Annotated in this window: 19 protein-coding genes and 2 pseudogenes; 14 read left to right on the top strand and 7 right to left on the bottom strand. The window is 58.4% G+C overall.

Features of this window, described 5'->3' with window-relative positions; all coding sequences use genetic code 11:
- Window positions 1-338: 338 nt before the first annotated feature.
- The 6 genes and pseudogenes from VZP09_RS19770 to VZP09_RS19745 all read left to right on the top strand — a co-directional run.
- Window positions 339-470, top strand: a pseudogene (locus VZP09_RS19770) (hypothetical protein); the annotation flags it as partial.
- A 106-nt stretch (window positions 471-576) separates the two neighbouring features.
- A complete protein-coding gene (locus VZP09_RS19765; RefSeq protein ID WP_004145238.1) occupies window positions 577-1,185 on the top strand; it encodes a glutathione S-transferase in 609 nt (202 codons plus the stop codon).
- 105 nt (window positions 1,186-1,290) lie between these two features.
- Entirely contained in the window at window positions 1,291-2,679 is a 1,389-nt protein-coding gene (gene selA / locus VZP09_RS19760) for an L-seryl-tRNA(Sec) selenium transferase (RefSeq protein ID WP_328795360.1), read from the top strand.
- Window positions 2,676-4,517 carry a selenocysteine-specific translation elongation factor gene (gene selB / locus VZP09_RS19755; RefSeq protein WP_110230021.1) on the top strand — a complete coding sequence of 614 codons (1,842 nt, stop codon included), beginning with the start codon at window positions 2,676-2,678 and terminating at the stop codon, window positions 4,515-4,517. Before selA ends, selB begins: the two co-directional genes overlap by 4 nt.
- Before the next feature lie 42 nt (window positions 4,518-4,559).
- Window positions 4,560-4,652 (top strand): annotated as a pseudogene (locus VZP09_RS19750) (IclR family transcriptional regulator); the annotation flags it as partial.
- Window positions 4,653-4,761: 109 nt separating this feature from the next.
- Window positions 4,762-5,247 (top strand): 4Fe-4S dicluster domain-containing protein, encoded by a 486-nt coding sequence (locus VZP09_RS19745; protein WP_002922360.1) that lies wholly within the window; start codon window positions 4,762-4,764, stop codon window positions 5,245-5,247.
- A gap of 42 nt (window positions 5,248-5,289) precedes the next feature.
- Here the strand turns inward: VZP09_RS19745 and avtA are convergent, their stop codons facing one another.
- The gene (avtA, locus tag VZP09_RS19740) at window positions 5,290-6,546 is read right to left on the bottom strand and encodes a valine--pyruvate transaminase (RefSeq protein ID WP_048969393.1); all 1,257 of its coding nucleotides are present in this window, start codon (window positions 6,544-6,546) and stop codon (window positions 5,290-5,292) included.
- Between the two features lie 170 nt (window positions 6,547-6,716).
- Complete coding sequence (locus VZP09_RS19735; RefSeq protein WP_004145234.1) at window positions 6,717-8,750, bottom strand: alpha-amylase; 2,034 nt, start codon at window positions 8,748-8,750, stop codon at window positions 6,717-6,719.
- Between the two features lie 314 nt (window positions 8,751-9,064).
- On the opposite strand from VZP09_RS19735, the gene VZP09_RS19730 reads away from it, so the two are divergent.
- Window positions 9,065-9,883, top strand: a complete 819-nt coding sequence (locus VZP09_RS19730; RefSeq protein ID WP_004188166.1) for a protein bax — start codon at window positions 9,065-9,067, stop codon at window positions 9,881-9,883.
- A gap of 37 nt (window positions 9,884-9,920) precedes the next feature.
- Here VZP09_RS19730 and xylR read toward each other — a convergent pair whose 3' ends face one another.
- From xylR to xylF, 4 genes are all read right to left on the bottom strand, one after another.
- Window positions 9,921-11,099: a D-xylose utilization transcriptional activator XylR gene (xylR, locus tag VZP09_RS19725; RefSeq protein WP_002922351.1), complete on the bottom strand. Its 1,179-nt coding sequence runs from the start codon at window positions 11,097-11,099 to the stop codon at window positions 9,921-9,923.
- A 232-nt stretch (window positions 11,100-11,331) separates the two neighbouring features.
- Window positions 11,332-12,513: a xylose ABC transporter permease XylH gene (xylH, locus tag VZP09_RS19720; RefSeq protein ID WP_096924834.1), complete on the bottom strand. Its 1,182-nt coding sequence runs from the start codon at window positions 12,511-12,513 to the stop codon at window positions 11,332-11,334.
- Window positions 12,491-14,032 (bottom strand): xylose ABC transporter ATP-binding protein, encoded by a 1,542-nt coding sequence (locus tag VZP09_RS19715; protein ID WP_002922346.1) that lies wholly within the window; start codon window positions 14,030-14,032, stop codon window positions 12,491-12,493. Before VZP09_RS19715 ends, xylH begins: the two co-directional genes overlap by 23 nt.
- A 64-nt stretch (window positions 14,033-14,096) precedes the next feature.
- Window positions 14,097-15,092 carry a D-xylose ABC transporter substrate-binding protein gene (gene xylF / locus VZP09_RS19710; protein ID WP_328795359.1) on the bottom strand — a complete coding sequence of 332 codons (996 nt, stop codon included), beginning with the start codon at window positions 15,090-15,092 and terminating at the stop codon, window positions 14,097-14,099.
- Between the two features lie 494 nt (window positions 15,093-15,586).
- On the opposite strand from xylF, the gene xylA reads away from it, so the two are divergent.
- The 4 genes from xylA (at window position 15,587) to yiaA (ending at window position 19,474) form a co-directional block, all read left to right on the top strand.
- The gene (xylA, locus tag VZP09_RS19705; RefSeq protein WP_002922139.1) at window positions 15,587-16,909 is read left to right on the top strand and encodes a xylose isomerase; all 1,323 of its coding nucleotides are present in this window, start codon (window positions 15,587-15,589) and stop codon (window positions 16,907-16,909) included.
- Between the two features lie 92 nt (window positions 16,910-17,001).
- Window positions 17,002-18,456 (top strand): xylulokinase, encoded by a 1,455-nt coding sequence (gene xylB / locus VZP09_RS19700; RefSeq protein WP_004150156.1) that lies wholly within the window; start codon window positions 17,002-17,004, stop codon window positions 18,454-18,456.
- A 168-nt stretch (window positions 18,457-18,624) separates the two neighbouring features.
- Window positions 18,625-18,996 (top strand): inner membrane protein YiaB, encoded by a 372-nt coding sequence (yiaB, locus tag VZP09_RS19695; RefSeq protein WP_002922133.1) that lies wholly within the window; start codon window positions 18,625-18,627, stop codon window positions 18,994-18,996.
- 31 nt (window positions 18,997-19,027) lie between these two features.
- Entirely contained in the window at window positions 19,028-19,474 is a 447-nt protein-coding gene (gene yiaA / locus VZP09_RS19690; protein ID WP_004188180.1) for an inner membrane protein YiaA, read from the top strand.
- Window positions 19,475-19,500: 26 nt separating this feature from the next.
- Here yiaA and VZP09_RS19685 read toward each other — a convergent pair whose 3' ends face one another.
- On the bottom strand, window positions 19,501-20,496 hold the full coding sequence (locus VZP09_RS19685) for an acyltransferase (protein WP_004173929.1): 996 nt from the start codon (window positions 20,494-20,496) through the stop codon (window positions 19,501-19,503).
- A 179-nt stretch (window positions 20,497-20,675) separates the two neighbouring features.
- Between VZP09_RS19685 and VZP09_RS19680 the strand changes: the two genes are divergently transcribed.
- The 3 genes from VZP09_RS19680 (at window position 20,676) to glyS (ending at window position 24,093) form a co-directional block, all read left to right on the top strand.
- Entirely contained in the window at window positions 20,676-20,975 is a 300-nt protein-coding gene (locus VZP09_RS19680) for a YsaB family lipoprotein (RefSeq protein WP_002922129.1), read from the top strand.
- Window positions 20,976-21,102: 127 nt separating this feature from the next.
- A complete protein-coding gene (gene glyQ, locus VZP09_RS19675) occupies window positions 21,103-22,014 on the top strand; it encodes a glycine--tRNA ligase subunit alpha (RefSeq protein WP_002922128.1) in 912 nt (303 codons plus the stop codon).
- A gap of 9 nt (window positions 22,015-22,023) precedes the next feature.
- Entirely contained in the window at window positions 22,024-24,093 is a 2,070-nt protein-coding gene (gene glyS, locus VZP09_RS19670) for a glycine--tRNA ligase subunit beta (RefSeq protein WP_002922127.1), read from the top strand.
- Window positions 24,094-24,377 lie beyond the last annotated feature (284 nt).

Genomic DNA, 24,377 nt, shown 5'->3' with positions numbered 1-24,377 from the left:
GTAACTAAGCAACCTTAATTGCCGAATAACTTTTTTACGCCGGATGGCATAAATGAAAGGCGTGAATTATGCTCAAAATAGCGGGGCGAATATCAGTATATTGTGAATAAAATCAGATAAATAATTCCCGTAAAGCCGAACCGATAGAGCCACTCAGCGCGTCGAGAAAGGCGAGGCGCTATTTACGATTGACCCGGCGCCCTATCAGGCGCGAGTCGACCGCCTGTAGGCCAACCTGGTAACGACGCTGTACTGTATTAACGTCCCCAAGCCGCAGCTCTCTGAGGCNAAGCCAATACCACCCGCGTGTCGACGGAACGCGATCGCTTGAACAAGGGCTATCAGCATTACCCGATGGTATCTACGCGCAGGTGGCGGTCTACTCCGACCATTTCACCCACGTCTCGGTGATGCGTAAAGTGCTGCTGCGGATGACCAGCTGGATGCACTACCTCTATCTCGATCATTAATGCGATCCGCGGCAGGTTGAACCGGACGCTCACCTGCCTTTTGTCCTGCCCTGAGCCATACTCATATCTTTGTTGGCGATAATTTGTTGGCGATAAGGAGCAGGCTATGAAACTGATCGGCAGCTACACCAGTCCCTTTGTGCGCAAAATATCGGTGATCCTGCTGGAAAAGCGCATCCCTTTTGAGTTTGTCAACGAATCCCCCTACAGCGAAAGCAACGGTGTGGCGCGCTATAACCCGCTGGGCAAGGTACCGGCGCTGGTTACGGACGACGGTGAGTGCTGGTTTGACTCCCCGGTCATCGCCCAGTATCTGGAGCTGCTGGGCGTGGCGCCGCCGATGATCCCCGCCGACCCCAGAGCCGCTCTCAGGATGCGCCAGCTAGAGGCGCTGGCGGATGGCGTGATGGAGGCCGCCCAGGCGCTGGTGCGTGAAAAGGCTCGCCCGGGCGCGCAACAGTCAGAGCAAGAACTGCTCCGCCAGCGGGAGAAAGTGGCTCGCGGTCTCGACAGGCTGGAAGCCTGCGCGGCAGACGGAACGCTGCGCGGCGACGAGGTTAATCTGGCGACCATTTCCACGGCCTGCGCCATTGCTTATCTGAACTTTCGCCGGGTCGCGCCCGGCTGGTGCGCCACCCGGCCGCAGCTGGTGAAGCTGGTGGATGCGTTGTTCCAGCGCGCCAGCTTTGCGCGCACTGAACCGCCGCGGACTTGACCCAGGCAGGTAACAGTTTGCGCAAGGAGGCGTTACAATCGCCGCTGATTGTTGACTCCCTCTCCCGTCGGGAGGGGGGAAAATAACTTACCGCCAGGCCCATTCATGACTACCGAAATTCGTGCGCTTTATACCCGGCTTCCGGCCATTGACCACTTACTACGCGACCCCGCTTTTTCTCCCCTGCTGGCGCAGCACGGCCATTCGCAGGTGGTGGCGCAGCTGCGCCAGATGCTGGATGAGGCGCGGGAGCAAATCCGCCAGTATCAGACACTGCCGGACTGGAGCCATGACTGGCCGAGCGCCTGCGCGCAGCGGCTCACCGCCGGCCAGCGGAGCGCCCTGCGTCCGGTGTTTAATCTCACCGGTACGGTATTGCATACCAATCTGGGGCGCGCCATTCAGGCGGAGTCGGCTGTGGAGGCGGTCGCCAGCGCGATGCGCGCGCCGGTGACGCTCGAATATGATCTCGACGACGCCGGGCGCGGCCATCGCGATCGCGCCATTGCCGATCTGCTGTGCCAGATCACCGGCGCGGAAGATGCCTGTATCGTGAACAACAACGCGGCGGCCGTTCTGCTGATGCTGGCGGCCACCGCCAGCGGTCGCGAAGTGGTGGTCTCTCGCGGCGAACTGGTGGAGATCGGCGGGGCATTTCGCATCCCCGACGTGATGCGCCAGGCGGGTTGCCAGCTGCACGAAGTGGGTACCACCAACCGCACCCATGTCAAAGATTATCGCCAGGCGGTGAATGACAATACCGCGCTGCTGATGAAGGTCCACACCAGCAACTACAGTATTGAGGGCTTTACCAAAGCCGTCGACGAAGCGGAGCTGGCGGCCATTGGCCGCGAACTGGATGTTCCGGTGGTAGCCGACCTGGGCAGCGGGTCGCTGGTGGATCTCAGTCAGTATGGCCTGCCAAAGGAGCCGATGCCGCAGGAGATGATCGCCGCCGGGGTGAGCCTGGTCAGTTTCTCCGGCGACAAGCTGCTCGGTGGCCCGCAGGCCGGGATTATCGTCGGCAAACGCGCGCTGATTGCCCAGCTGCAAAGCCACCCGCTGAAGCGGGCCCTGCGCGCCGATAAAATGACCCTCGCGGCGCTGGAGGCTACGCTGCGCCTCTATCAGCACCCGGAGGCGCTGAGGGAGAAATTGCCGACGCTGCGCCTGCTCACCCGTCCGGCGGAGGAGATCCGCCGGCTGGCTGAACGCCTGCAGCCTGACCTGGCGGCACACTATGCTGATTTTGCCGTCAGCGTGGCAGCTTGCCAGTCGCAGATTGGCAGCGGCTCGTTACCCGTCGACCGCCTGCCCAGCGCGGCGTTGACCTTTACCCCGCATGACGGCCGTGGTAGCCGGCTGGAGGCGCTGGCGGCCCGCTGGCGCGCGCTGCCGTGTCCGGTGATTGGCCGCATTTATGACGGTCGGCTCTGGCTGGACCTGCGCTGTCTGGAAGATGAAACCCGCTTTATGGAGATGTTGTTACGATGATTATTGCCACCGCTGGACATGTTGACCACGGCAAAACGACGCTGCTGCAGGCGATAACCGGCGTAAATGCCGATCGTCTGCCGGAAGAGAAAGCGCGGGGAATGACGATCGATCTCGGCTATGCCTACTGGCCGCAGCCGGACGGGCGGGTGCTGGGATTTATTGACGTTCCCGGGCACGAAAAGTTTTTGTCCAACATGCTGGCGGGGGTAGGGGGTATTGACCATGCGCTGCTGGTGGTGGCCTGCGATGACGGGGTGATGGCGCAAACCCGCGAACACCTGGCGATCCTGCAGTTGACCGGAAAGCCGACGCTGACCGTGGCGCTCACCAAAACGGACCGCGTGGCGGCCGCCAGGGTGGAGGAGGTCCGGGCGGAGGTCGAGCAGACTCTGCGCGAGCTGGGCTTTGACGCCGTCGCTTTCTTTCCCACCGCGGCGGCGGAAAACATCGGTATTGCGGAACTGCGCAGCCATCTGCTGCAGCTTGCGGAGCGCCCCCGCCCGCAGCAGCAGCGGTTTCGCCTGGCGCTGGATCGCGCTTTTACCGTCAAAGGCGCGGGGCTGGTGGTCACCGGGACGGCGCTCTCCGGCGAAGTACGGGTCGGGGATACCCTATGGCTTACCGGCGTCAACACGCCGATGCGCGTCCGCGGCCTGCATGCCCAGAATCAAGCGGTTGAGCAGGCGCACGCCGGACAGCGCATTGCGCTGAACATTGTCGGCGATGCGCAAAAAGAGGCAGTGCACCGCGGCGACTGGCTGCTCTCCTCACCACCGCCGGAGCCAGCAGAACGGGTGATTGTCGAGTTGCAGTGCCATACGCCGCTCAGCCAGTGGCAGCCGCTGCATATTCACCATGCTGCCAGCCACATTACCGGCCGGGTGTCGCTTCTTGAGGGCAACCTGGCGGAGCTGGTGCTGGATACTCCGCTGTGGCTGGCGGATAACGACCGGCTGGTGCTCCGCGATATCTCTGCTCGCTTGACGCTGGCGGGCGCACGGGTGGTGACGCTGGATCCTCCGCGTCGCGGCAAACGTAAACCGGAATATCTGCAGTGGCTGCACGCCCTGGCAGCGGTCGGCGCTGACGATGCGCAGGCGCTGGAGCTGCATCTGCAGCGGGATGCCGTCCGGCTTGAGCACTTCGCCTGGGCGCGGCAGCTCAGCGAAGCCGGAATGGCGGCCCTGATCCAGCGACCGGACTATCTGCAGGCCGGACAGCGCCTGCTTAGCGCGCCGCTTGCCGCCCGCTGGCAGCGAAAATTGCTGGATGCCCTTGCGCGCTACCATGAGCAGCATCGAGACGAGCCGGGCCCTGGCCGGGAGCGCCTGCGCCGCATCGCGCTGCCGATGGAAGATGAAGCGCTGGTGCTGCTGCTGATTGAGCAGATGCGCGAGAGCGGCTTAGTCCACAGCCATCACGGCTGGCTGCATTTGCCGGAGCATAAAGCCGGGTTTACCGACGAGCAGCAGGCGGTCTGGCAGAAGGTGGAGACTCTGTTCGGCGACGATCCGTGGTGGGTGCGCGATCTTGCGCGCGAAGTCCATGTTGAAGAGTCCCTGATGCGCGCGGTGCTGCGCCAGGCGGCGCAGCAGGGGATGATTACCGCGATCGTCAAGGATCGTTACTACCGCAACGATCGCATTGTGCAGTTCGCCCAGCGGGTGCGCGAGCTGGATCGGCTGCGCGGTTCAACCTGCGCGGCGGATTTCCGCGATACCTTAAACGTAGGGCGGAAGCTGGCGATCCAGATCCTGGAGTATTTCGATCGGATTGGCTTCACCCGCCGTCGCGGCAACGATCATATCCTGCGCGATAAGGCGTTGTTCCGGTAATCATTAACGTCGGCTCCCCGGCGGACTTTGTGCCGGGGAGCTGGCGAAAAGAACTTGTTAAAACCACTACGTGAGACCGCCGAAGCAATTTCGCGTGAGCTGGGTTTCACGGTGCGTGAAGCGTCAGGCAAATGACCACATCCTGCCGGCCATCTGACAAAAAACAGCGCTGATTCCATTCAAGATCAAAGCGCGGGCAGGGGATATTCTGGCACCCTGCGGTTTTATCCCCAGGGAGCAGAGGATGAACCAGTTTCTTATTGCCAATGCCCAGCGGTGCATCGGCTGTCGTACCTGCGAAGTGGCCTGCGCGGTGGCGCACCAGCAGGCGCAGGATGTCGCCGCCCTGTCGACGAACCATTTCGCGCCGCGTATCCGGGTGGTGAAAAGCGGTGACATATCGACGGCGATGGCCTGTCGGCAGTGCGAGGATGCGCCCTGCGCCAGCGTTTGCCCACAGGGGGCGATTCAGCGCGACAATGACGTCTGGTGGGTCGACCAGCGGCGCTGCATCGGCTGCAAAAGCTGCATGGTGGCCTGCCCGTACGGCGCGATGACCGTTACGGTAATGAACCAGCAGGCGCAGGCGTTGAAATGCGATCTATGCCATCACCGCGCCGAAGGACCGGCCTGCGTGGCCGCCTGCCCGACGCAGGCGCTGCGGGTGATGGTTCCCGCGGAGCTGGAAGCGCTATGCGCGCAAAAACGCCAGCGGCTGGCGCTGGCGTGAATGGGGTCGCTGACGAACGTTACCCGCCCGCGGCGTCCGAGATTATGCTTCCTGTTCGCGCCAGGCAAATTCAACCTCTTCGGCGAGGATTTTCACTCCGGCTTCGATTTTTTGCGGGTCCGGTACATAGTTCATGCGCATACACTGGTGGGTGTGCGGCCACGGTTTATCCAGACCAGGGAAGAAGTAATCCCCCGGCACCATCAGCACGCCGCGCTTTTTCAGCCGCTGATACAGCAACTCGGTGGAGATCGGCAGATCCTTAAACCACAGCCAGAGGAAGATTGCCCCCTCCGGTTTGTGAATAAGGCAGCGCTCCTCCGGCAGATAGCGGCGAATAATGGCGATGGTTTCCTGCACCCGCTGGTAATAGAAGGGCTTGATCACCGTCTCTGACAGGCGCAGCAGATCCTGTCGTTTAATCATTTCGCACATCATTGCCGGCCCGATGCCGCCAGGGGCGAGGCTGATAATGCCATTCATGTTGCTGATGGCGGTGATGATTTTTTCGTTGGCGATGATAATCCCGCAGCGGCTGCCCGGCAGGCCCAGTTTGGACAGGCTCATACACAGCACGATGTTCGGATTCCACAGCGGTCGGGCGTCGCTAAAGATAATGCCCGGGAACGGTACACCGTAGGCGTTATCAATCACCAGCGGGACCCCGTGCTGATTCGCCAGCGCATCCAGTTTGATCAGCTCTTCATCAGTGATGACGTTGCCGGTCGGGTTGGTGGGGCGCGAGACGCAGATCATCCCGGTCTCTTCCGTCACCTGCAGATGCTCAAAATCAACATGGTACTTAAACTGGCCTTCCGGCAGCAGTTCGATGTTCGGCCGGGTGGCAACGAACAGATCCTCTTCCAGACCGGCATCGGCGTAGCCGATATATTCCGGCGTCAGTGGGAACAGTACCTTACGGGTGGTGCCATCTGCCCGACGGCCTGCAAACAGATTAAATAAGTAGAAAAATGCGCTCTGACTGCCGTTTGTTAGCGCAATATTCTGTGGTTCGATCTCCCAGCCCAGCTCGTCGCGCAGCATATTCGCCAGCAGAGCCAGCAGCTCGCTTTTGCCCTGTGGACCATCATAATTACAAAGCGCATCAAGGGCTTTGCCATTATCCAGCATGTTGGCCAGCAGCTGCTGGAAGTAGTCATTCATTTCCGGGATCTGAGCGGGGTTGCCGCCGCCCAGCATAATAGCGCCCGGCGTGCGCAGACCGTCATTAAGGTCTTCCATCAAGCGGGTGATGCCTGAATGACGGGTGAATTTGTCGCCGAAAAGGGAAAATGTCATCGCGAATAGTCTATCGGTGGTTCTGGAAAGTGGCTAACCATAACGCCAGCGCTGGCGTGGTGCAAATCGGCGGGAGGAGGCGGGTTTTTATCTTTATCCTGTATATTGCTATTTTGTTAGCATTTTGTTCTGAATGGTGGCTCCCCGCAGGGCGGAGAGCCACATGTGGATTACTGCTGCTGCCCGGCCCAGATGACCATCACTTTGTCTTCACCGCTCTCACGCACGAACCCGTAACCACGTGGCATCGACAGCGTTGTCTGTTTGCCCATGCCGATTGCCGGATGGCGAGCGCGGAACTGGCCGATCTTCTGCCAGTGGGTAACGCTGCGGGCCGCCTTGCCGTTGACATCCTGCCAGTTCATCTCCGAGCGGGTACCCTGCAGCGGGTCCGAGCCGGTGGGGCCGAACGGGCGCGATGATTCGTCGCCATAGAAAATCTGCACGGCGCCAGGGGCCAGCAGCAGTAGCTCCGCCGCGGTGGTGCCGCCTTCGCGGAACAGCCGCGTATCGTGCGAGGAGAGGTAGCTCAGGACGTTAAAGCTCTGCAGCTTGTCCGCCATTTGCTGCCAGGTGAGGTCAATATTGGCCATACAGGTCGCCGCTTTCGCCGCCTGGTCCTGGTAGTCGAAATTGATCATCGCATCAAAACCGTGGCGATAATAATCGCTCTGCATCACTCCATGTCCCCAGGCTTCGCCGGTCATCCAGAACGGCGCCGCATCCAGCGCTTTATCCGGATTGGCTTTCTTCCACTCCGCCAGCGCGGCGGTGGCCTGGGTTTTTAACTGCTGCCAGGCGTCCATCTCCACATGTTTGGCGGTATCGACGCGGAAGCCATCGATGCCGTAGTCACGTACCCACTGGCTCAGCCAGTGTGTCAGATAGTCGCGCGGCGTATAGCCCGGGATCGCTTTCGCTGCGGTGTCTGGTTTATGGTTATAGAAGTTCGGCAGGCCTGAGACCTCCTTCGATTCGGTTTTCAGGTCCGGCAGGAAGGCCAGCGACATGGTGAGATCGTCATAGCCCGGATTGTCGTAATCGCCGATATCGGTGCGGATCCACTTCTTACCCCACCATTTCTCCCACCCGGCTTTGTCGCTGAAGTTGATATAGTCGTTAAAGCTGTGCCAGGTCTGTCCCGCGCCCGGCTTCCAGTCCGTCCAGCGCTCGCCGAGAGTTTTTTTCAGCTCATCGCCTTGCAGATACAGGGAGCCGAACTGGAACTCCTGCATGTCGGCCAGGGTGGCGTAACCGGCATGGTTCATCACCACGTCGAACAGAATACGTATTCCGCGCTTATGCGCTTCATCCACCAGTCGGCGGAGATCCGCTTCGGTCCCCATGTTGGCGTCCAGTTTCGACCAGTCCTGGGTGTAATAGCCGTGATAAGCGTAGTGAGGGAAATCGCCCTTCGTGCCGCCGCCGACCCAGCCGTGGATCTGCTCGAGCGGGGAGCTGATCCACAGGGCGTTAACTCCCATCTGCTGCAGATAATCCAGCTTGCTGGTTAATCCCTGCAGGTCGCCGCCGTGGAAGGTGCCGATCTCCTGCATGCCGTCTTTATGGCGACCATAGCTGTTGTCGTTGGCCGGGTTACCGTTTACGAAGCGATCGGTCAGGACGAAGTAGACGGTGGCATTGTGCCAGTCAAACGGCGCCGGGGCGGCCGTCTCGGCACGCTCGAGTAGCAGCAGGCCATTGCTGCCGAAGGCGGGCTGCAGGGTGATTTTGCCGCCGCTGACGGTCGCGACATTACCGCTGTAGAAATCGCGGACCTTGCTGCCCTCGGCGAAGGTTTTGCTGACGTCGATGGTCAGAGGTTTTCCGTCCCACTTCGGACACTGGCGGATCTGCGGCGCCGCGGCGCTGGTCTCTTTTTCCTCCAGCGAAATCATCATCGTTGGCGTGCCGGAACGGGTATCCACCTCCAGGGTATACAGACCCTGGCGGAAGATGCGCCATTGCGGCGGTGTGCCGCGACAGGGCTCCATGGACAGCATCTGGTTGAGCTTAATGCCGCCGGAAGGCTGCCAGCACTGCTGGTCAAAATTTAGCTGCAGGGGACGTGTACCCTTCTCAACCACTTTCTGGCTGATGAATCGGCCGGTCCCTTCTTCGGTAAAAGCAGGAAAGTCGGTGGTAGTCCAGGCGGCAAAGGCCATCCCAGGCACGAATAACGTGGCAAGCGCAGCGAGTTTCATTGCGAGATCCTGTGAGCGGTTTTTATCTAGTGTGCCTTGTCGCCGCGCGGGTGAACTCCTCCTGACGCGCGTTTTACCAGGAGGATGAAAAGGGGTGAGTGACACCGCTCAAAAAATAGGCTAAAAATGAGACGAAGCTAGCATTTTCGCGCTGGCGATGCGCCGCAGAAACCGATTTCAGATGACAGCAATTCGGAATTGGACTATTTCTGTTGATGCCCTCAGTGCGTATTTTTGATACTATTAGCGATTCAGCTATCGTTTTTTTGTGAAAAACAAGGTGTTGGAATGCATATATCCGACCAGGAGACCTGATGATATCGAATCCCATACGACGATATGGGGCCGCCATACTTATGTTACTAACCTGCATCTTTTCAGGTAGTGTGTTGGCGACAACGCACACAGCGACAAAGAGTCATAAAGCCCCAACGGTAAAGAAGATAAGTAGTACTAAGGTAAGCAGTAAACAAGAGTATTCTCGCAATAGTGTAAAGAGCAGTTCACTTCCTGACTTGCGAAAATACCCTTCCGGAACACCAAGGAAAAAAGCGTTTCTCCGGACGGTCATGCCTTATATTACCAAGCAGAATCAGGCGATTACTGCGGATCGTAACTGGCTTATTTCCAAGCAGTACGATGCTCGCTGGTCACCGACTGAGAAGGCGCGCCTGAAGGATATCGCTTCCCGTTATAAGGTGAAGTGGTCAGGCAATACGCGTCATGTGCCCTGGAACGCGCTGCTTGAGCGTGTCGACATTATTCCGAACAGCATGGTGGCGACCATGGCGGCGGCGGAAAGTGGCTGGGGTACCTCCAGGCTGGCGCGCGAGAATAACAACCTGTTCGGCATGAAGTGCGGCGCCGGTCGCTGCCGCGGCGCGATGAAAGGTTACTCGCAGTTTGAGTCGGTAGAGCAGTCGGTGCAGGCTTACGTAACAAACCTGAACACCCACCCGGCCTATTCTTCTTTCCGCAAGTCGCGCCTGCAGCTGCGCAAGGCGGATCAGGAAGTAACCGCCAGCACCATGATTCATAAGCTGAAGGGGTATTCGACCAAAGGGTCGAGCTACAACAACTATCTCTTCGCGATGTATCAGGACAATCAGCGGCTCATCGCCGCCCATCTGTAATCCGGATGCCCGGCCTTGTCGCCGGGCATTTTTTACCCTACAGCATCACCTCGCTGTGCCGATCGCGGTACTCCTTCGGCGTCACGTCGTACTCCTTCTTAAACACCGAATAGAAATATTGCAGCGACGGATAGCCGCACATCTGCGAAATCTCATTGATCGACAGACTAGTGGACACCAGCAGGCTGCGCGCCTTTTCCAGTTTTTCGCTGTGGATCACCGTGTGGATGGTCTCCCCGACCTCCTCTTTGAAGCGTTTTTCCAGATTAGAGCGAGAGATGCCCACGGCGTCGAGCACCTGTTCCACCTTGATGCCTTTGCAGGCATTGTTGCGAATGTAATGCATCGCCTGTATCACGGAGGGATCGTTTAACGACCGGTAGTCGGTGGAGCGTCGCTCAACGACGCGCATCGGCGGGATCAGCTGGCGCTGCAGCGGGAGGGCCTCGTTATTCAACAGCCGGTGGAGTAATTTTGCCGCCTGATAACCCATCTGGCGGGTGCCCTGGGCGACAGAGGAGAGGGCGACGCGAGAGAGATAGCGGGTTAGCTCCTCGTTATCGATGCCGATAACGCACAGTTTCTCTGGCACCGGGATATGCAGCAGCTCGCAGGCCTGCAGGACGTGGCGGGCGCGGGCGTCGGTGACGGCGATGATGCCGGTTTGCGGCGGCAGGGTTTGCAGCCAGTCGGCGAGCCGGTTTTGCGCGTGCTGCCAGTTCTCCGGCGCTGTCTCCAGCCCCTGGTAGACCACGCCGCGATACTTCTCCTTCGCGACCAGCTGGCAGAAGGCATACTCGCGCTCTACCGCCCAGCGTTTACCGCTGGAGGCGGGGAGTCCGTAAAACGCGAAGCGGTGCACCCCTTTTTCCTTCAAATGGAGAAAAGCGCTTTCCACCAGCGCGGCGTTGTCGGTGGCGATATAGTGGACCGGCGGGTACTGCTCTGGCTGATGATAAGATCCGCCGACGCCGACGATGGGCACGTGGACATCGGCCAGCAGCTTTTCGATTTCGGGATCGTCATAGTCGGCGATAACGCCATCGCCCAACCACTCTTTGATGTTTTCGATGCGTGCCCGAAAGTCCTCTTCAATAAAGATATCCCACTCCAACTGGGAGGCCTGCAGATACTCGCCGACACCTTCAACTACCTGGCGGTCATAAGCTTTGTTGGCGTTAAATAACAGCGTAATACGGTGACGCTTTTCAAACATAGATAATGTTCCTGCTCTAACCCCGGTCATACCCCTTCATTCAAGATGTTGCCGATGGCCTGACTTACCACTCATCCCGGCCACGTACGCCGGTACGCGGCCGGGGGCGCNGTCTGCAACCCGAATGATGTTGGGTATACACTACCGGCTAATGCCCGAGATATTTCAAGCGCCTTATGGCGAAGTTTGGCGGTAGCGCAAAGAATTCAGACATTCTTCAGAGAGTCTCTCCTTATGCGCGCCGCTTGGTGGCAGAGTCCATCCACACCGCCAGCAGCAAAATGGCGCCTTTAACGATATATTGCCAGAAGGTGGCGACGTCCATCATGCTCATACCGTTATCCAGGGCCGACATAATAAACGCCCCCATTACCGCCCCGGCGACGCTGCCGATGCCGCCCGCCAGGCTGGTGCCGCCGATGACGCAGGCGGCGATGGCGTCCAGTTCGGCGATATTGCCCGCCGAAGGCGACCCCGCGCCGAGCCGTGAGCTGAGGATTAGCCCGGCAATGGCGACCATCAGGCCGTTAATGGCAAACACCGCCAGCTTGGTACGCTCGACGTTAATCCCGGACAGACGGGCCGCCTCCAGGTTGCCGCCGATGGCGTAGATGCGGCGACCAAAGGCGGTGCGGGTGGCCATAAACAGGCCCGCCAGCAGCAGGGCGGCGAGGATCAGCACCGGGGTTGGTACGCCGCGATAGTCATTGAGCAGCCAGATTGCGCCCAGCACAATCACCGCGGTAATGGCCTGGCGGCCGACGGCGGCGGTGGAGGACGAGGTCGCCAGACCTAACGCCTGCCGGCGCATCCGCCCGCGCCACTGCCAGACGATAAACACCGCCATGCCGACAACGCCGATGCCGAAGCCGATGCCGTCTGGCAGGTAGCTTTGGCCGATCTGCGACATCGCCGGACTGGTGGGCGAGACGGTGGTCCCGTTGGTGATGCCGATCAGAATGCCGCGAAACGCCAGCATCCCGGCAAGGGTGACGATAAACGAGGGCACTTTGCGATAGGCTACCCACCATCCGTTCCACGCCCCGAGCAGCAGGCCCATCACCAGCGTCACCAGAATGGTGAGCGGCAGCGGCCAGCCGAGCCAGACGTCAAAGATCGCCGCAGCGCCGCCCAGCAGCCCCATCATCGAGCCAACGGAGAGGTCGATTTCTGCCGAAATAATCACAAACACCATGCCGACGGCGAGGATGCCGGTGATGGCCGTCTGCCGCAGCAGGTTGGAGATATTGCGTGCGCTCAGGTAGGCGCCATCGGTAACCCAGGTGAAAAACAGCATAATGACGACGATGGCGGCGATCATCACGAAGACCTGGAGATTCAGCCCTTTTAGCGCCGGCAGGGTCGCGGGGGCGGTTGGGGTGAGTTTGATTTCAGACGACGTGTTCTTCGACATGGCGTTCGCTCCTCAGCGCGGCTTCCATCACCTGTTCCTGGGTCAGATGTTGATTAACCAAATTGGCTTTTAGTCTGCCTTCGTGCATGACCAGCACCCGATCGCTGAGACCGAGCACCTCGGGCAGTTCGGATGAAATGACAATGACCGCGATGCCCTGCTGCACCAGCTGGTTAATCAGTTTATAAATTTCATACTTCGCCCCGATATCGATGCCACGGGTGGGTTCGTCGAGGATCAGAATGCGCGGATTGAGCAGCAGACAGCGCGCCAGAATCGCCTTTTGCTGGTTGCCGCCGCTCAGACGGCCAATCGCCAGCTCCGGCGAGGAGGTTTTAATTTTCAAACGCTGAATGGACTGCTGAATGCAGTGCTGCTCGGCGGCGTCGTCCAGGCTACTCATTGCGCCGGTGAACTGGTTGAGCGCCGCGAGGGTAATGTTTTTGCCCACCGCCATCACCGGCACGATGCCGTCTTTTTTGCGGTCTTCCGGCACCATGGCGATGCCGTGGGCAATGGCCTGCTGGCAGTTAGAGATGCTCACCGGCTGGCCATCAATAAAGATCTCCCCTTGCCAGCGCCCCGGCCAGACGCCGAACAGGCACTGTACCGCCTCGGTACGTCCGGCGCCGACCAGCCCGGCGATGCCGAGGATTTCTCCGCGACGCAGGGAAAATGAGACGTCATTGACCCGTTTAATATGGCGGTTTACCGGGTGCCAGGCGGTTAAATGTTCAACCCGCAGGATCTCCTCGCCGTGGGCGTGCGGCTCGCTGGGATAGAGCGCGGTGAGCTCGCGGCCGACCATCATGGTGATGATATCGTCTTCGCTCATGCCGCTGGCATCGCGGGTGCCGATGTGCTGGCCGTCGCGGATCACGCAGATCGTATCGGAGATCGCTTTGACCTCATTGAGCTTATGCGAGATATAGATGCAGGCGATATCGTGGTTTTGCAGATCGCGAACGATCGCCAACAGCGTCGCGGTTTCTTGTTCGGTCAAGGAGGCGGTCGGTTCGTCGAGGATCAGCAGGCGAACCTGTTTATTCAGCGCCTTGGCGATCTCCACCAACTGCTGCTGACCAAGGCCGAGGTCGCCGACGCGGGTATCGGGCGAAATGGGCAGATTGACCTGCGCCAACAGTTTCTGACAGCGCAGCGTCATGGTTTCATAATCCAGCAGACCATGGCGGGAGATCTCGGCGCCGAGGAAAATATTCTCCAGCACGGTGAGATGTTTCACCAGCGCCAGCTCCTGATGAATAATGGCGATGCCTTTGCGTTCGGTATCGCGAATATGGTTTGCCTGCAGCGTTTCGCCGGCAAAAATAATCTCGCCCTCATAGCTTCCGTGCGGATAGATACCGCACAGCACCTTCATCAGCGTCGATTTCCCCGACCCATTTTCACCGCATAACGAGACCACCTCGCCTGCGTTCAGGCGCAGGCTGACGTTATCCACGGCTTTAACAGCGCCGAAGGTTTTGGTGATGTTCTTCATTTCGAGTAGCCAGGTCATAAAGACTCCGCAACAGTGATATCCGGCGGGATGAAAATGACGCCCCGCAGCGGGGCGTCAGCCATTACAGTTCACTCTTTTTATGGAAACCGTCTTTAATCACCGTGGCGTCGATATTCTCTTTATTTACCTCAATTGGCGTTAACAGGCGCGAAGGGACGTCTTTTAAGCCGTTATTCAGCGTGGTATCGGCCTTCGGCTGCTTATCGTTACCCAGCTCAACGGCGATTTCAGCGGCGTTGGTGGCCAGGGTGGTAATCGGTTTATAGACGGTCATCGTCTGGGTACCGGAAATAATGCGCTTCACGCCCGCCAGGTCAGCATCCTGACCGGAGATCGCCACTTTGCCGGCCAGCCCCTGGGCGGTTAAGGCCTGGATGGCGCCGCCGGCGGTGGCGTCATTGGAGGCGACCACGGCATCGATCTTGTTATTATTCGCCGTTAGCGCGTTTTCCATTATTTTCAGCGCGTTCTCCNGCAGCCAGCCGTCAACCCACTGATCGCCGACAATCTTAATTTTGCCATCATCGACATACGGCTTGAGAACCTTCATCTGTCCGGCGCGGAACAGTTTAGCGTTATTATCCACCGGCGAACCGCCCATCAGGAAATAATTACCCTGCGGCACTTTGTCGACCAGACTTTGCGCCTGCATTTCACCAACTTTTTCATTATCGAAAGATATATAGAAATCAATGTCGGCATTATTAATCATACGGTCATAGGCCAGGACTTTAATACCTTCCTGCTTGGCTTCTTTAATAACGTTACTGAGTACCTGGCCGTTATAAGGAATAATGACTAACACATCGACGCCGCGGTTGATCATGTTTTCAATTTGCGACATCTGCGTTTCTTCATTGCCATTAGCGGACTGGACAAAAACTTTGGCGCCTAAGGATTCCGCTTTATTGACGAAAATATCACGGTCTTTCTGCCAGCGCTCCAGACGCAGATCGTCGATGGCCATGCCAATCTTCACTTCTTTCGCCATCCCCGCCATGCTGGCGAGCAGGAGGGAGCTGGCGCAAAGCGTAAGGCAAAGGTTCTTTATCTTCATAATAACGATACCTTTTTTGTAAGGGTAGGTAAGACGAACGGAAAATAATGTTTGATACATGAGGTTGCGGATACGTTACAGATTCTTAACGCGGAAAGCAGGGCTGGCAATTACCGGTTCTTATTTTGCCGTTATGAAATTTCGTTTAATGTGCAAATTATGACGGCGATCGTATTTTATTCATGCACGCTCTTATTATTGCACTGGACTGTCTCTGACAAAGCGGCGCAACGGCGACTGGATATTATTTTTGCGAGCTGGCGCACGTTTGTGGATTCTCTCAATGGCGGTGTGAAATAACGTAATTGAGGAAAATGAAAGCGAAATTCTATATTGGCTTAAACCCGTCATACTTCAAGTTGTAGGTGGGTTGGTGACATTCGTTGCTCCGCCCCTGGTTACCGGGGACTTGCGCTCCTGCCGCCTTCCTGCAACTCGAATTATTTAGGGTATCTGATTGGTTATTCGCCGCATCTCTGAATATGGAGTTCTCTATGCAGACCTATTTCGATCAACTCGATCGCGTTCGTTACGAAGGCCCGAAATCCACTAACCCGCTGGCTTTCCGTCATTACAACCCGGATGAACTGGTGCTGGGCAAACGGATGGAAGATCATCTGCGTTTTGCGGCCTGTTACTGGCACACCTTCTGCTGGAATGGCGCCGATATGTTTGGCGTGGGCTCCTTTGATCGTCCCTGGCAGCAGCCTGGCGACGCCCTGGAGATGGCCAAACGCAAAGCCGATGTGGCGTTCGAATTCTTCCATAAACTCAACGTGCCTTACTACTGCTTCCACGACGTTGACGTCTCGCCGGAAGGCGCTTCGCTCAAGGAGTACAGCAATAACTTCGCCCGGATGGTCGAGGTGCTGGCTGAGAAACAGCAGCAGAGCGGCGTGAAGCTTCTGTGGGGGACCGCAAACTGCTTTACCAACCCGCGCTACGGCGCCGGCGCGGCCACCAACCCGGATCCGGAAGTATTTAGCTGGGCGGCCACCCAGGTGGTCACCGCCATGAATGCCACCCATCAACTGGGCGGTGAAAACTATGTGCTGTGGGGCGGTCGCGAGGGCTATGAAACTCTGCTGAATACCGACCTGCGCCAGGAGCGTGAGCAGATTGGCCGCTTTATGCAGCTGGTGGTGGAGCATAAGCATAAAATCGGCTTTAAAGGCACGCTGCTGATTGAGCCCAAACCGCAGGAGCCGACCAAGCATCAGTATGACTATGATGCCTCTACCGTTTACGGCTTCCTCAAACAGTTTGGTCTGGAAAAAGAGATTAAACTGAATATTGAAGCTAACCATGCCACGCTCGCCGGCCATTCGTTCCATCATGAAATTGCGACGGCCATTGCGCTGGGGCTGTTCGGCTCCGTTGACGCCAACCGCGGCGATCCGCAGCTGGGCTGGGATACCGACCAGTTCCCGAACAGCGTCGAAGAGAACGCGCTGGTGATGTATGAAATCCTCAAAGCGGGCGGCTTCACCACCGGCGGGCTCAACTTTGATGCGAAAGTGCGCCGGCAGAGCACCGACAAATACGATCTGTTCTATGGTCATATTGGCGCGATGGATACCATGGCGCTATCGCTGAAGGTCGCGGCGCGGATGATCGAGGACGGCGAACTGGATAAGCGCGTGGCCAGACGCTACGCCGGCTGGAACGGTGAGCTGGGGCAGCAGATCCTTAACGGGCAGATGACCCTGAGCGATATTGCCCAGTATGCCGCTCAGCATCAGCTGGCGCCGCAGCATCGCAGCGGCCAGCAGGAACAACTGGAAAACCTGGTCAACCATTATCTGTTTGACAAGTAATCATGCGGCGGCGCCCGGGGTGACCGGCGCCGCAACCAGGATGCTCTGTTCGCGCCACGCTCAGCCGTGGCGCGCGTTTAAGGAGAGGGAGTATGTATATCGGCATCGATCTGGGGACGTCGGGCGTCAAAGCCATCCTGCTCAATGAGCAGGGTGAGGTAGTGGCATCGCATACCGAAAAACTCACCGTCTCGCGTCCGCATCCGCTGTGGTCGGAGCAAGATCCCGAACAGTGGTGGCTGGCGACGGACACGGCGATGAAAGCCCTGGGCGCGCAGCATAGCCTGCGCGACGTGAAGGCGCTGGGCATTGCCGGGCAGATGCACGGCGCCACCCTACTGGATAAATCGTTACAGGTGCTGCGTCCGGCCATTTTATGGAATGACGGCCGCTGCGCCGAAGAGTGCCAGCTGCTGGAAGACAAAGTCAGCGCTTCCAGGCAGATCACCGGCAACCTGATGATGCCGGGCTTTACGGCGCCGAAGCTCTTATGGGTACAGCGCCACGAGGCGGCAGTGTTCAGCCAGGTCGATAAAGTGCTGCTGCCCAAGGATTATCTGCGCCTGCGCATGACCGGCGAGCTCGCCAGCGATATGTCTGACGCCGCCGGCACGATGTGGCTGGACGTCGCCCGGCGCGACTGGAGCGACGAGATGCTCGCCGCCTGCGATCTCAGTCGGGATGCGATGCCAGCGCTGTTCGAAGGCAGCGACGTCACCGGGCAACTGCGACCTGAGGTGGCGCAGGCGTGGAATATGCCGCCGGCGCTGGTGGTGGGCGGCGGGGGCGACAACGCCGCGGGCGCGGTCGGGGTCGGCATGGCCGATGCCGGTCAGGCGATGCTGTCGCTGGGCACCTCAGGCGTCTACTTCGCCGTCAGTGAAGGGTTCCTTAGCAAACCCGAAAGCGCGGTGCACAGCTTCTGCCATGCCCTGCCGGGCCGCTGGCATTTGATGTCGGTGATGCTCAGCGCGGCCTCCTGTCTGGACTGGGCGGCAAAATTAACCGGTCTCGCCAGCGTGCCGGCGCTGATCGCGGCGGCGCAGACGGCGGATGAAAGCGCCGGTCCGGTGTGGTTCCTGCCCTATCTGTCGGGCGAACGCACGCCGCACAACAACCCGCAGGCCAAGGGCGTCTTTTTTGGCCTGACGCATCAGCATGGGCCGGCAGAGCTGGCGCGGGCGGTGCTGGAAGGGGTGGGCTATGCGCTGGCGGATGGTATGGACGTGGTGCACGCCTGCGGCATCAAGCCGCAGAGCATCACGCTTATCGGCGGCGGGGCGCGCAGCGCTTACTGGCGGCAAATGCTGGCGGATATCAGCGGCCTGCAGCTCGATTACCGTACCGGGGGCGATGTCGGCCCGGCGCTGGGGGCGGCCAGGCTGGCGCAGCTGGCGGTTCACGACGAGGCAGACCGCCCCGGGCTGCTGAAGCCGCTGCCGCTTGAACAAGCCCATCGCCCGGACGATCGCCGTGTGGCCCACTATGCGCCGCAGCGGGAAACCTTCCGCCAGATTTATCAGCAACTGAAACCGCTGATGTCTTAGCCTCAGTCCGTCCGGCAGCGCCGGGCGGATTCCCTTCCTGAATGTCCCGGCTACATCCATCCATAAATGCGTATTTATTTATTCCGAAATCTCCGCTTTGTCGTACGTAATCTGAGGCATCGCCGAGGGAGTCGGTCATAATCAGCCCCTGTCGACCAGGGAGGTGAGATGATCACAAAACGCAATATTGCCAGGGGGATGATGGCGACAGGATCGCTGGTTTATCTGCTCGGTATCTGGCGGACCTGCCCGCTGTTCAGCGGCAAAGGGTATTTTCTCGGCGTGCTGGTGATGGGGATGTTTGCTGTTCTCGCCCATCAGCGCGCCAGTCAGTGGCAGGAACAGGACGACGGTTTTATTGCCTTATGCCGGCTGGTGCTGCTGCTATCGGTCGGCCTGCTGCTGGTCGGCGCCTGGTATGTACCGGCAGACTGGCATGAAAAAGCCGTCTATATCGCGGCATGGTTTGTCTGCTTATATGGCGCATCGGCAACCCCCGAACGGACCCGCATCGCCCGCGCGATGCAAAAAACGGAATAAGCGCCGCCCCGAGGCGCGTAAAAGGTAAAAAGTGATGGAAAACAAGCACGCGACGTATTCTCCTGCGTTTCATTTGATCTCCTGGATTGCCCTGATCGGCGGCATCGTCACCTATCTGGTGGGGCTGTGGAATGCCGATATGCAGTTGAATGAGAAAGGCTATTATTTTGCCGTCCTGGTACTGGGGCTGTTTGCCGCGGCATCTTATCAAAAGACGGTGCGCGATAAGTATGAAGCCATTCCGACCACCGCGCTGTACTACACCACCTGTCTGGTGGTCTTCGTTATCGCTGTAGGTCTGCTGGTTATCGGACTGTGGAATGCCACTCTGCTGCTCAGCGAGAAAGGGTTCTATGGGCTGGCGTATTTTTTGAGCCTGTTTGGCGCTGTTGCGGTACAGAAAAACGTGCGTGATGTCTGGGACCCGACGCGCTTACGGGAACCTCTCAGCGTGACGGAAGAGGGGCCTGAGACGTAAGTCGGGCCCCTCCGGGCGGCGGACCGTTAGCTGACCAGCCGGCGGCTATCAATCCGCTGCACCAGGCCTGACAGCAGCAGGCTGCCGAGCAGGGCGGCGCTAAATATCCACACAATATCCAGCAGCGGCCAGCGGGATAGCTCCAGATGGCTGGCGCGCAGCGCATGCACTATCAGGGCATGAAAGCCGTAGATCCCCAGCGAATGTCGCGCAATGCAGGCGATACCGGGCAGGGGACGCGCGTTAAGCCAGTTTTTGGCCAGCGTCAGCAGGGTGACCGCGCAAACAAACACCGCCGGTCCGCAGTAGAGATACCAGGTGTCGCCGAAGTCTCCGCGCCAGCGCAGCTCATGCAGCGTGCCGCGGGAAATGACCCACACGGCGGCGATGAACAGCGCGGCGCAGAGCGGTGTTAGCCATTTTTTATCGGTGTCCAGGGTGCCAATGGCTCTGCCCAGCACGCCGTAGAGCACGTAGTAGAAGGTGTCGCCGTTGATATAGAGGTTGACTGGCAGCCACTCAATCCCGGCGGCTTTAACGCTGACCATATTGGGGTTGGCCAGAATGCCGAGGATCGCCATCAGCGCCAGCAGCATTGTGCTACTGGTGGACTTAACCTGAAGCAGCGGCGAGAGCAGGTAGATGACGGTGATAGCAAAGAAAAACCACAGGTGGTAGAAGACGGGCTTCTGCAGCAAATTCTTTAACGACAGCTCGACGTTGATATGGGTAAACAGCGTGATATACAGCAGAGATAGCGCGCTATAGAACGCAATGCACAGGCCAATCCGCCAGAAATGGCGCGGCTGGGCGCTGCGTTCCCCAAAAAAGAGGTAGCCCGAGATCATAAAAAACAGCGGCACGCTGACGCGGGAGGCGGAATTGAGCAGATTGGCGATATCCCATTGCAGCAGGGTAATCGCATGGGGGTGAGTGATATACCAGCTGGTGCTGTGGATCATAACCACCATCATGCAGGCGATGCCGCGCAGGTTGGTGATCCAGTGTATCTTTTCTTGCATCAGTCCCTCAATGTCTGCTGGCGAAATAAGATATGACCTGCCCGGTTTCCCGGTGTCGCAATAGATTAGTCTGAGTTTTCGGTCACAGACTTGTCGCAGTTTCATGATATTCGCAAAATACCTGTAATACTGAATCTTTAAGATAACAACTTGCTAACAAGGCGGTGGAGGAGAACGTGGTGAAAGGTGTTGTTTCCGTCATGCTGGTGCTGCTCCTCGCGGGCTGCAGCGAGACCGTCTCCCCGCCGACGCAAAAAGCGCAGCGCGCTCGTATTACGCCGCAAACCACGCTCAATATGGCGCAGCTTTGCAAGGATCAGGCGGCTATCCGCTATAACACGCAAACGCAGCTCGTTGACGTGAACCACTTTGAACAATTCCAGGCGAGCTATGAGCTTTCTGGCCGTACCGGCAAGAATGAGCGTTTCATCTGTTCCTTTGACCCGGACGGCCAGTTTATGCATCTTTCGATGCGCTGAATCGACCCCGCCTGGCGTAAATTTCGTCCGTTTTCCTGAAACAACGCCGTTTCGTACTGTATATCTCGCAGCCAGCGGGTATACTGACTCCTTCCTTTAAATCCACACGTATCCAGCACGAAATCATATGCAAAAGTTTGATACCAGGACCTTCCAGGGCCTGATCCTGACCTTACAGGATTACTGGGCTCGTCAGGGCTGCACCATTGTTCAACCACTGGACATGGAAGTCGGCGCCGGCACCTCTCACCCGATGACCTGCCTGCGCGCGTTAGGGCCGGAGCCAATGGCGACCGCCTACGTGCAGCCTTCCCGTCGTCCAACCGATGGCCGCTATGGCGAAAACCCGAACCGTTTACAGCACTACTATCAGTTCCAGGTGGTGATTAAACCCTCGCCGGACAACATTCAGGAGCTGTACCTCGGATCGCTGAAAGAGCTGGGTATGGACCCGACCATTCACGACATTCGTTTTGTCGAAGACAACTGGGAAAACCCGACGCTGGGCGCCTGGGGTCTGGGCTGGGAAGTGTGGCTCAACGGCATGGAAGTGACGCAGTTCACCTACTTCCAGCAGGTCGGCGGCCTCGAGTGTAAGCCGGTGACCGGCGAGATCACCTACGGTCTGGAGCGTCTGGCGATGTACATCCAGGGTGTGGACAGCGTCTATGACCTGGTCTGGAGCGATGGCCCGCTGGGGAAAACCACCTACGGCGACGTGTTCCACCAGAACGAAGTGGAGCAGTCCACCTATAACTTCGAATATGCCGACGTCGACTTCCTGTTCACCTGCTTCGAACAGTATGAGAAAGAGGCCCAGCAGCTGCTGGCGCTGGAGACCCCGCTGCCGCTGCCGGCCTACGAGCGTATTCTGAAAGCGGCTCACAGCTTCAACCTGCTGGATGCGCGTAAAGCCATCTCCGTCACCGAGCGTCAGCGCTATATCCTGCGCATTCGCACCCTGACTAAAGCAGTGGCGGAAGCGTACTACGCTTCCCGTGAAGCGCTCGGCTTCCCGATGTGCAACAAGAATAAATAAGAGGCGGCCATGTCTGAGAATACTTTTCTGGTGGAAATCGGCACTGAAGAGCTGCCACCAAAAGCGCTGCGCAGCCTGGCGGAATCTTTTGCTGCGAATGTGACCGCGGAGCTGGATAACGCTGGCCTTGCGCACGGTAAAGTGGAATGGTTTGCCGCCCCGCGTCGTCTGGCGCTGAAGGTGGCCAACCTGGCGGCGGCGCAAGCCGATCGCGAAGTGGAAAAACGCGGCCCGGCTATTGCCCAGGCGTTCGATGCCGAAGGCAAGCCAAGCAAAGCGGCCGAAGGCTGGGCGCGCGGCTGCGGTATCACCGTCGATCAGGCCGAACGTCTGACCACGGACAAAGGCGAGTGGTTGCTGTATCGCGCCCATGTGAAGGGCGAAAGCACCGAAGCGCTGCTGCCGAACATGATTGCCAGCTCGCTGGCGAAGCTACCGATCCCGAAACTGATGCGCTGGGGCGCGTCTGACGTCCACTTCGTGCGTCCGGTACACACGGTGACTTTGCTGCTGGGTGACAAAGTGATCCCGGCCACTATCCTCGGTATTCCGTCCGATCGCGTGATTCGCGGCCATCGCTTTATGGGCGAGCCGGAGTTCACCATCGACCATGCCGACCAGTACCCGCAGATCCTGCTGGAGCGCGGTAAAGTCATCGCCGATTACGAACAGCGTAAAGCCAAAATCAAAGCTGATGCGCAAGAGGCGGCGCGTAAGATTGGCGGTCAAGCCGATCTGAGCGAAAGCCTGCTGGAAGAGGTCACCTCGCTGGTGGAATGGCCGGTGGTGCTGACGGCGAAGTTCGAAGAAAAATTCCTCGCGGTGCCGTCTGAAGCGCTGGTTTACACCATGAAGGGCGACCAGAAGTACTTCCCGGTCTACGACAACGCCGGCAAACTGCTGCCGAACTTTATCTTCGTGGCCAACATCGAGTCCAAAGATCCGCAGCAGATCATCTCCGGTAACGAGAAGGTGGTCCGTCCGCGTCTGGCCGATGCCGAGTTCTTCTTCAATACCGACCGTAAAAAACGTCTGGAAGATAACCTGCCGCGTCTGGAAACCGTGCTGTTCCAGCAGCAGCTGGGCACCCTGCGCGACAAGACCGATCGCATCCAGGCGCTGGCGGGCTGGATTGCTGAACAGATTGGCGCTGACGTGAACCACGCAACCCGCGCGGGCCTGCTGTCCAAGTGCGACCTGATGACCAACATGGTCTTCGAGTTCACCGACACCCAGGGCGTGATGGGGATGCACTACGCGCGCCATGACGGCGAAGCGGAAGACGTGGCCGTGGCGCTGAACGAGCAGTATCAGCCGCGATTTGCTGGCGACGCGCTGCCATCTAATCCGGTGGCCTGCGCGGTAGCGATTGCCGATAAGATGGACACCCTGGCGGGTATCTTTGGTATCGGTCAGCATCCGAAAGGCGATAAAGACCCGTTTGCGCTGCGTCGCGCCGCGCTGGGCGTGCTGCGTATCATCGTTGAGAAGAACCTGGATCTCGATCTGCAGACGCTGACCGAAGAAGCGGTTCGTCTGTACGGTGAGAAGCTGACCAACGCCAACGTGGTTGATGATGTGATCGACTTTATGCTGGGCCGCTTCCGTGCCTGGTATCAGGACGAAGGCTACGGCGTCGACACGATCCAGGCGGTACTGGCGCGTCGTCCAACCCGCCCGGCGGATTTCGATGCGCGTATGAAGGCGGTATCGCACTTCCGTACTCTGGAAGAGTCCTCCGCGTTGGCGGCGGCAAACAAACGTGTCTCCAACATCCTCGCGAAATCCGATGAGACGCTGAACGACATCGTTCACGCTTCGGTGCTGAAAGAAGCGGCGGAAATTAAGCTGGCGGGTAATCTGGTGGTGCTGCGCGACAAGCTGCAGCCGTATTTCGCCGCAGGCCGTTATCAGGATGCGCTGATTGAGCTGGCCGCGCTGCGCGAGCCGGTGGATGAGTTCTTCGAGAACGTGATGGTTAACGCTGAAGACAAAGATGTTCGCATCAACCGTCTGACGCTGCTGTCCAAACTGCGTGAACTGTTCCTGCAAGTGGCGGATATTTCTCTGCTGCAGTAAGCGTATCGGTAATAATAAAANACCTGCCTCAGGGCAGGTTTTTTTATACGTGAAATATAAATAGATGAACCATTAATAATTCTGTCATTGATATCTTCATTATTTACATTCATCGATAAGAAATGTTTTAGGAATATATAAACATAATTCCGAGAGGTATTTACGCTAGAATGGCGGCGGGTGCTTGAGACTATGTGTCTCAGGTATTCAGCGGGAGACAGACAGAGAAAAGCCCCACCTGATAGTAATCAAAGTGAGGCTCCCCTATGCATGAACACCATAAG

The sequence above is a fragment of the Klebsiella sp. EMBS2024 genome (assembly GCF_036233805.1).
GTDB classification, from domain to species: Bacteria; Pseudomonadota; Gammaproteobacteria; order Enterobacterales; family Enterobacteriaceae; genus Klebsiella; species Klebsiella pneumoniae.
The sequence above is the reverse complement of the archived record's forward strand: the minus strand, read 5'-3'. Positions and strand labels throughout refer to the sequence as shown.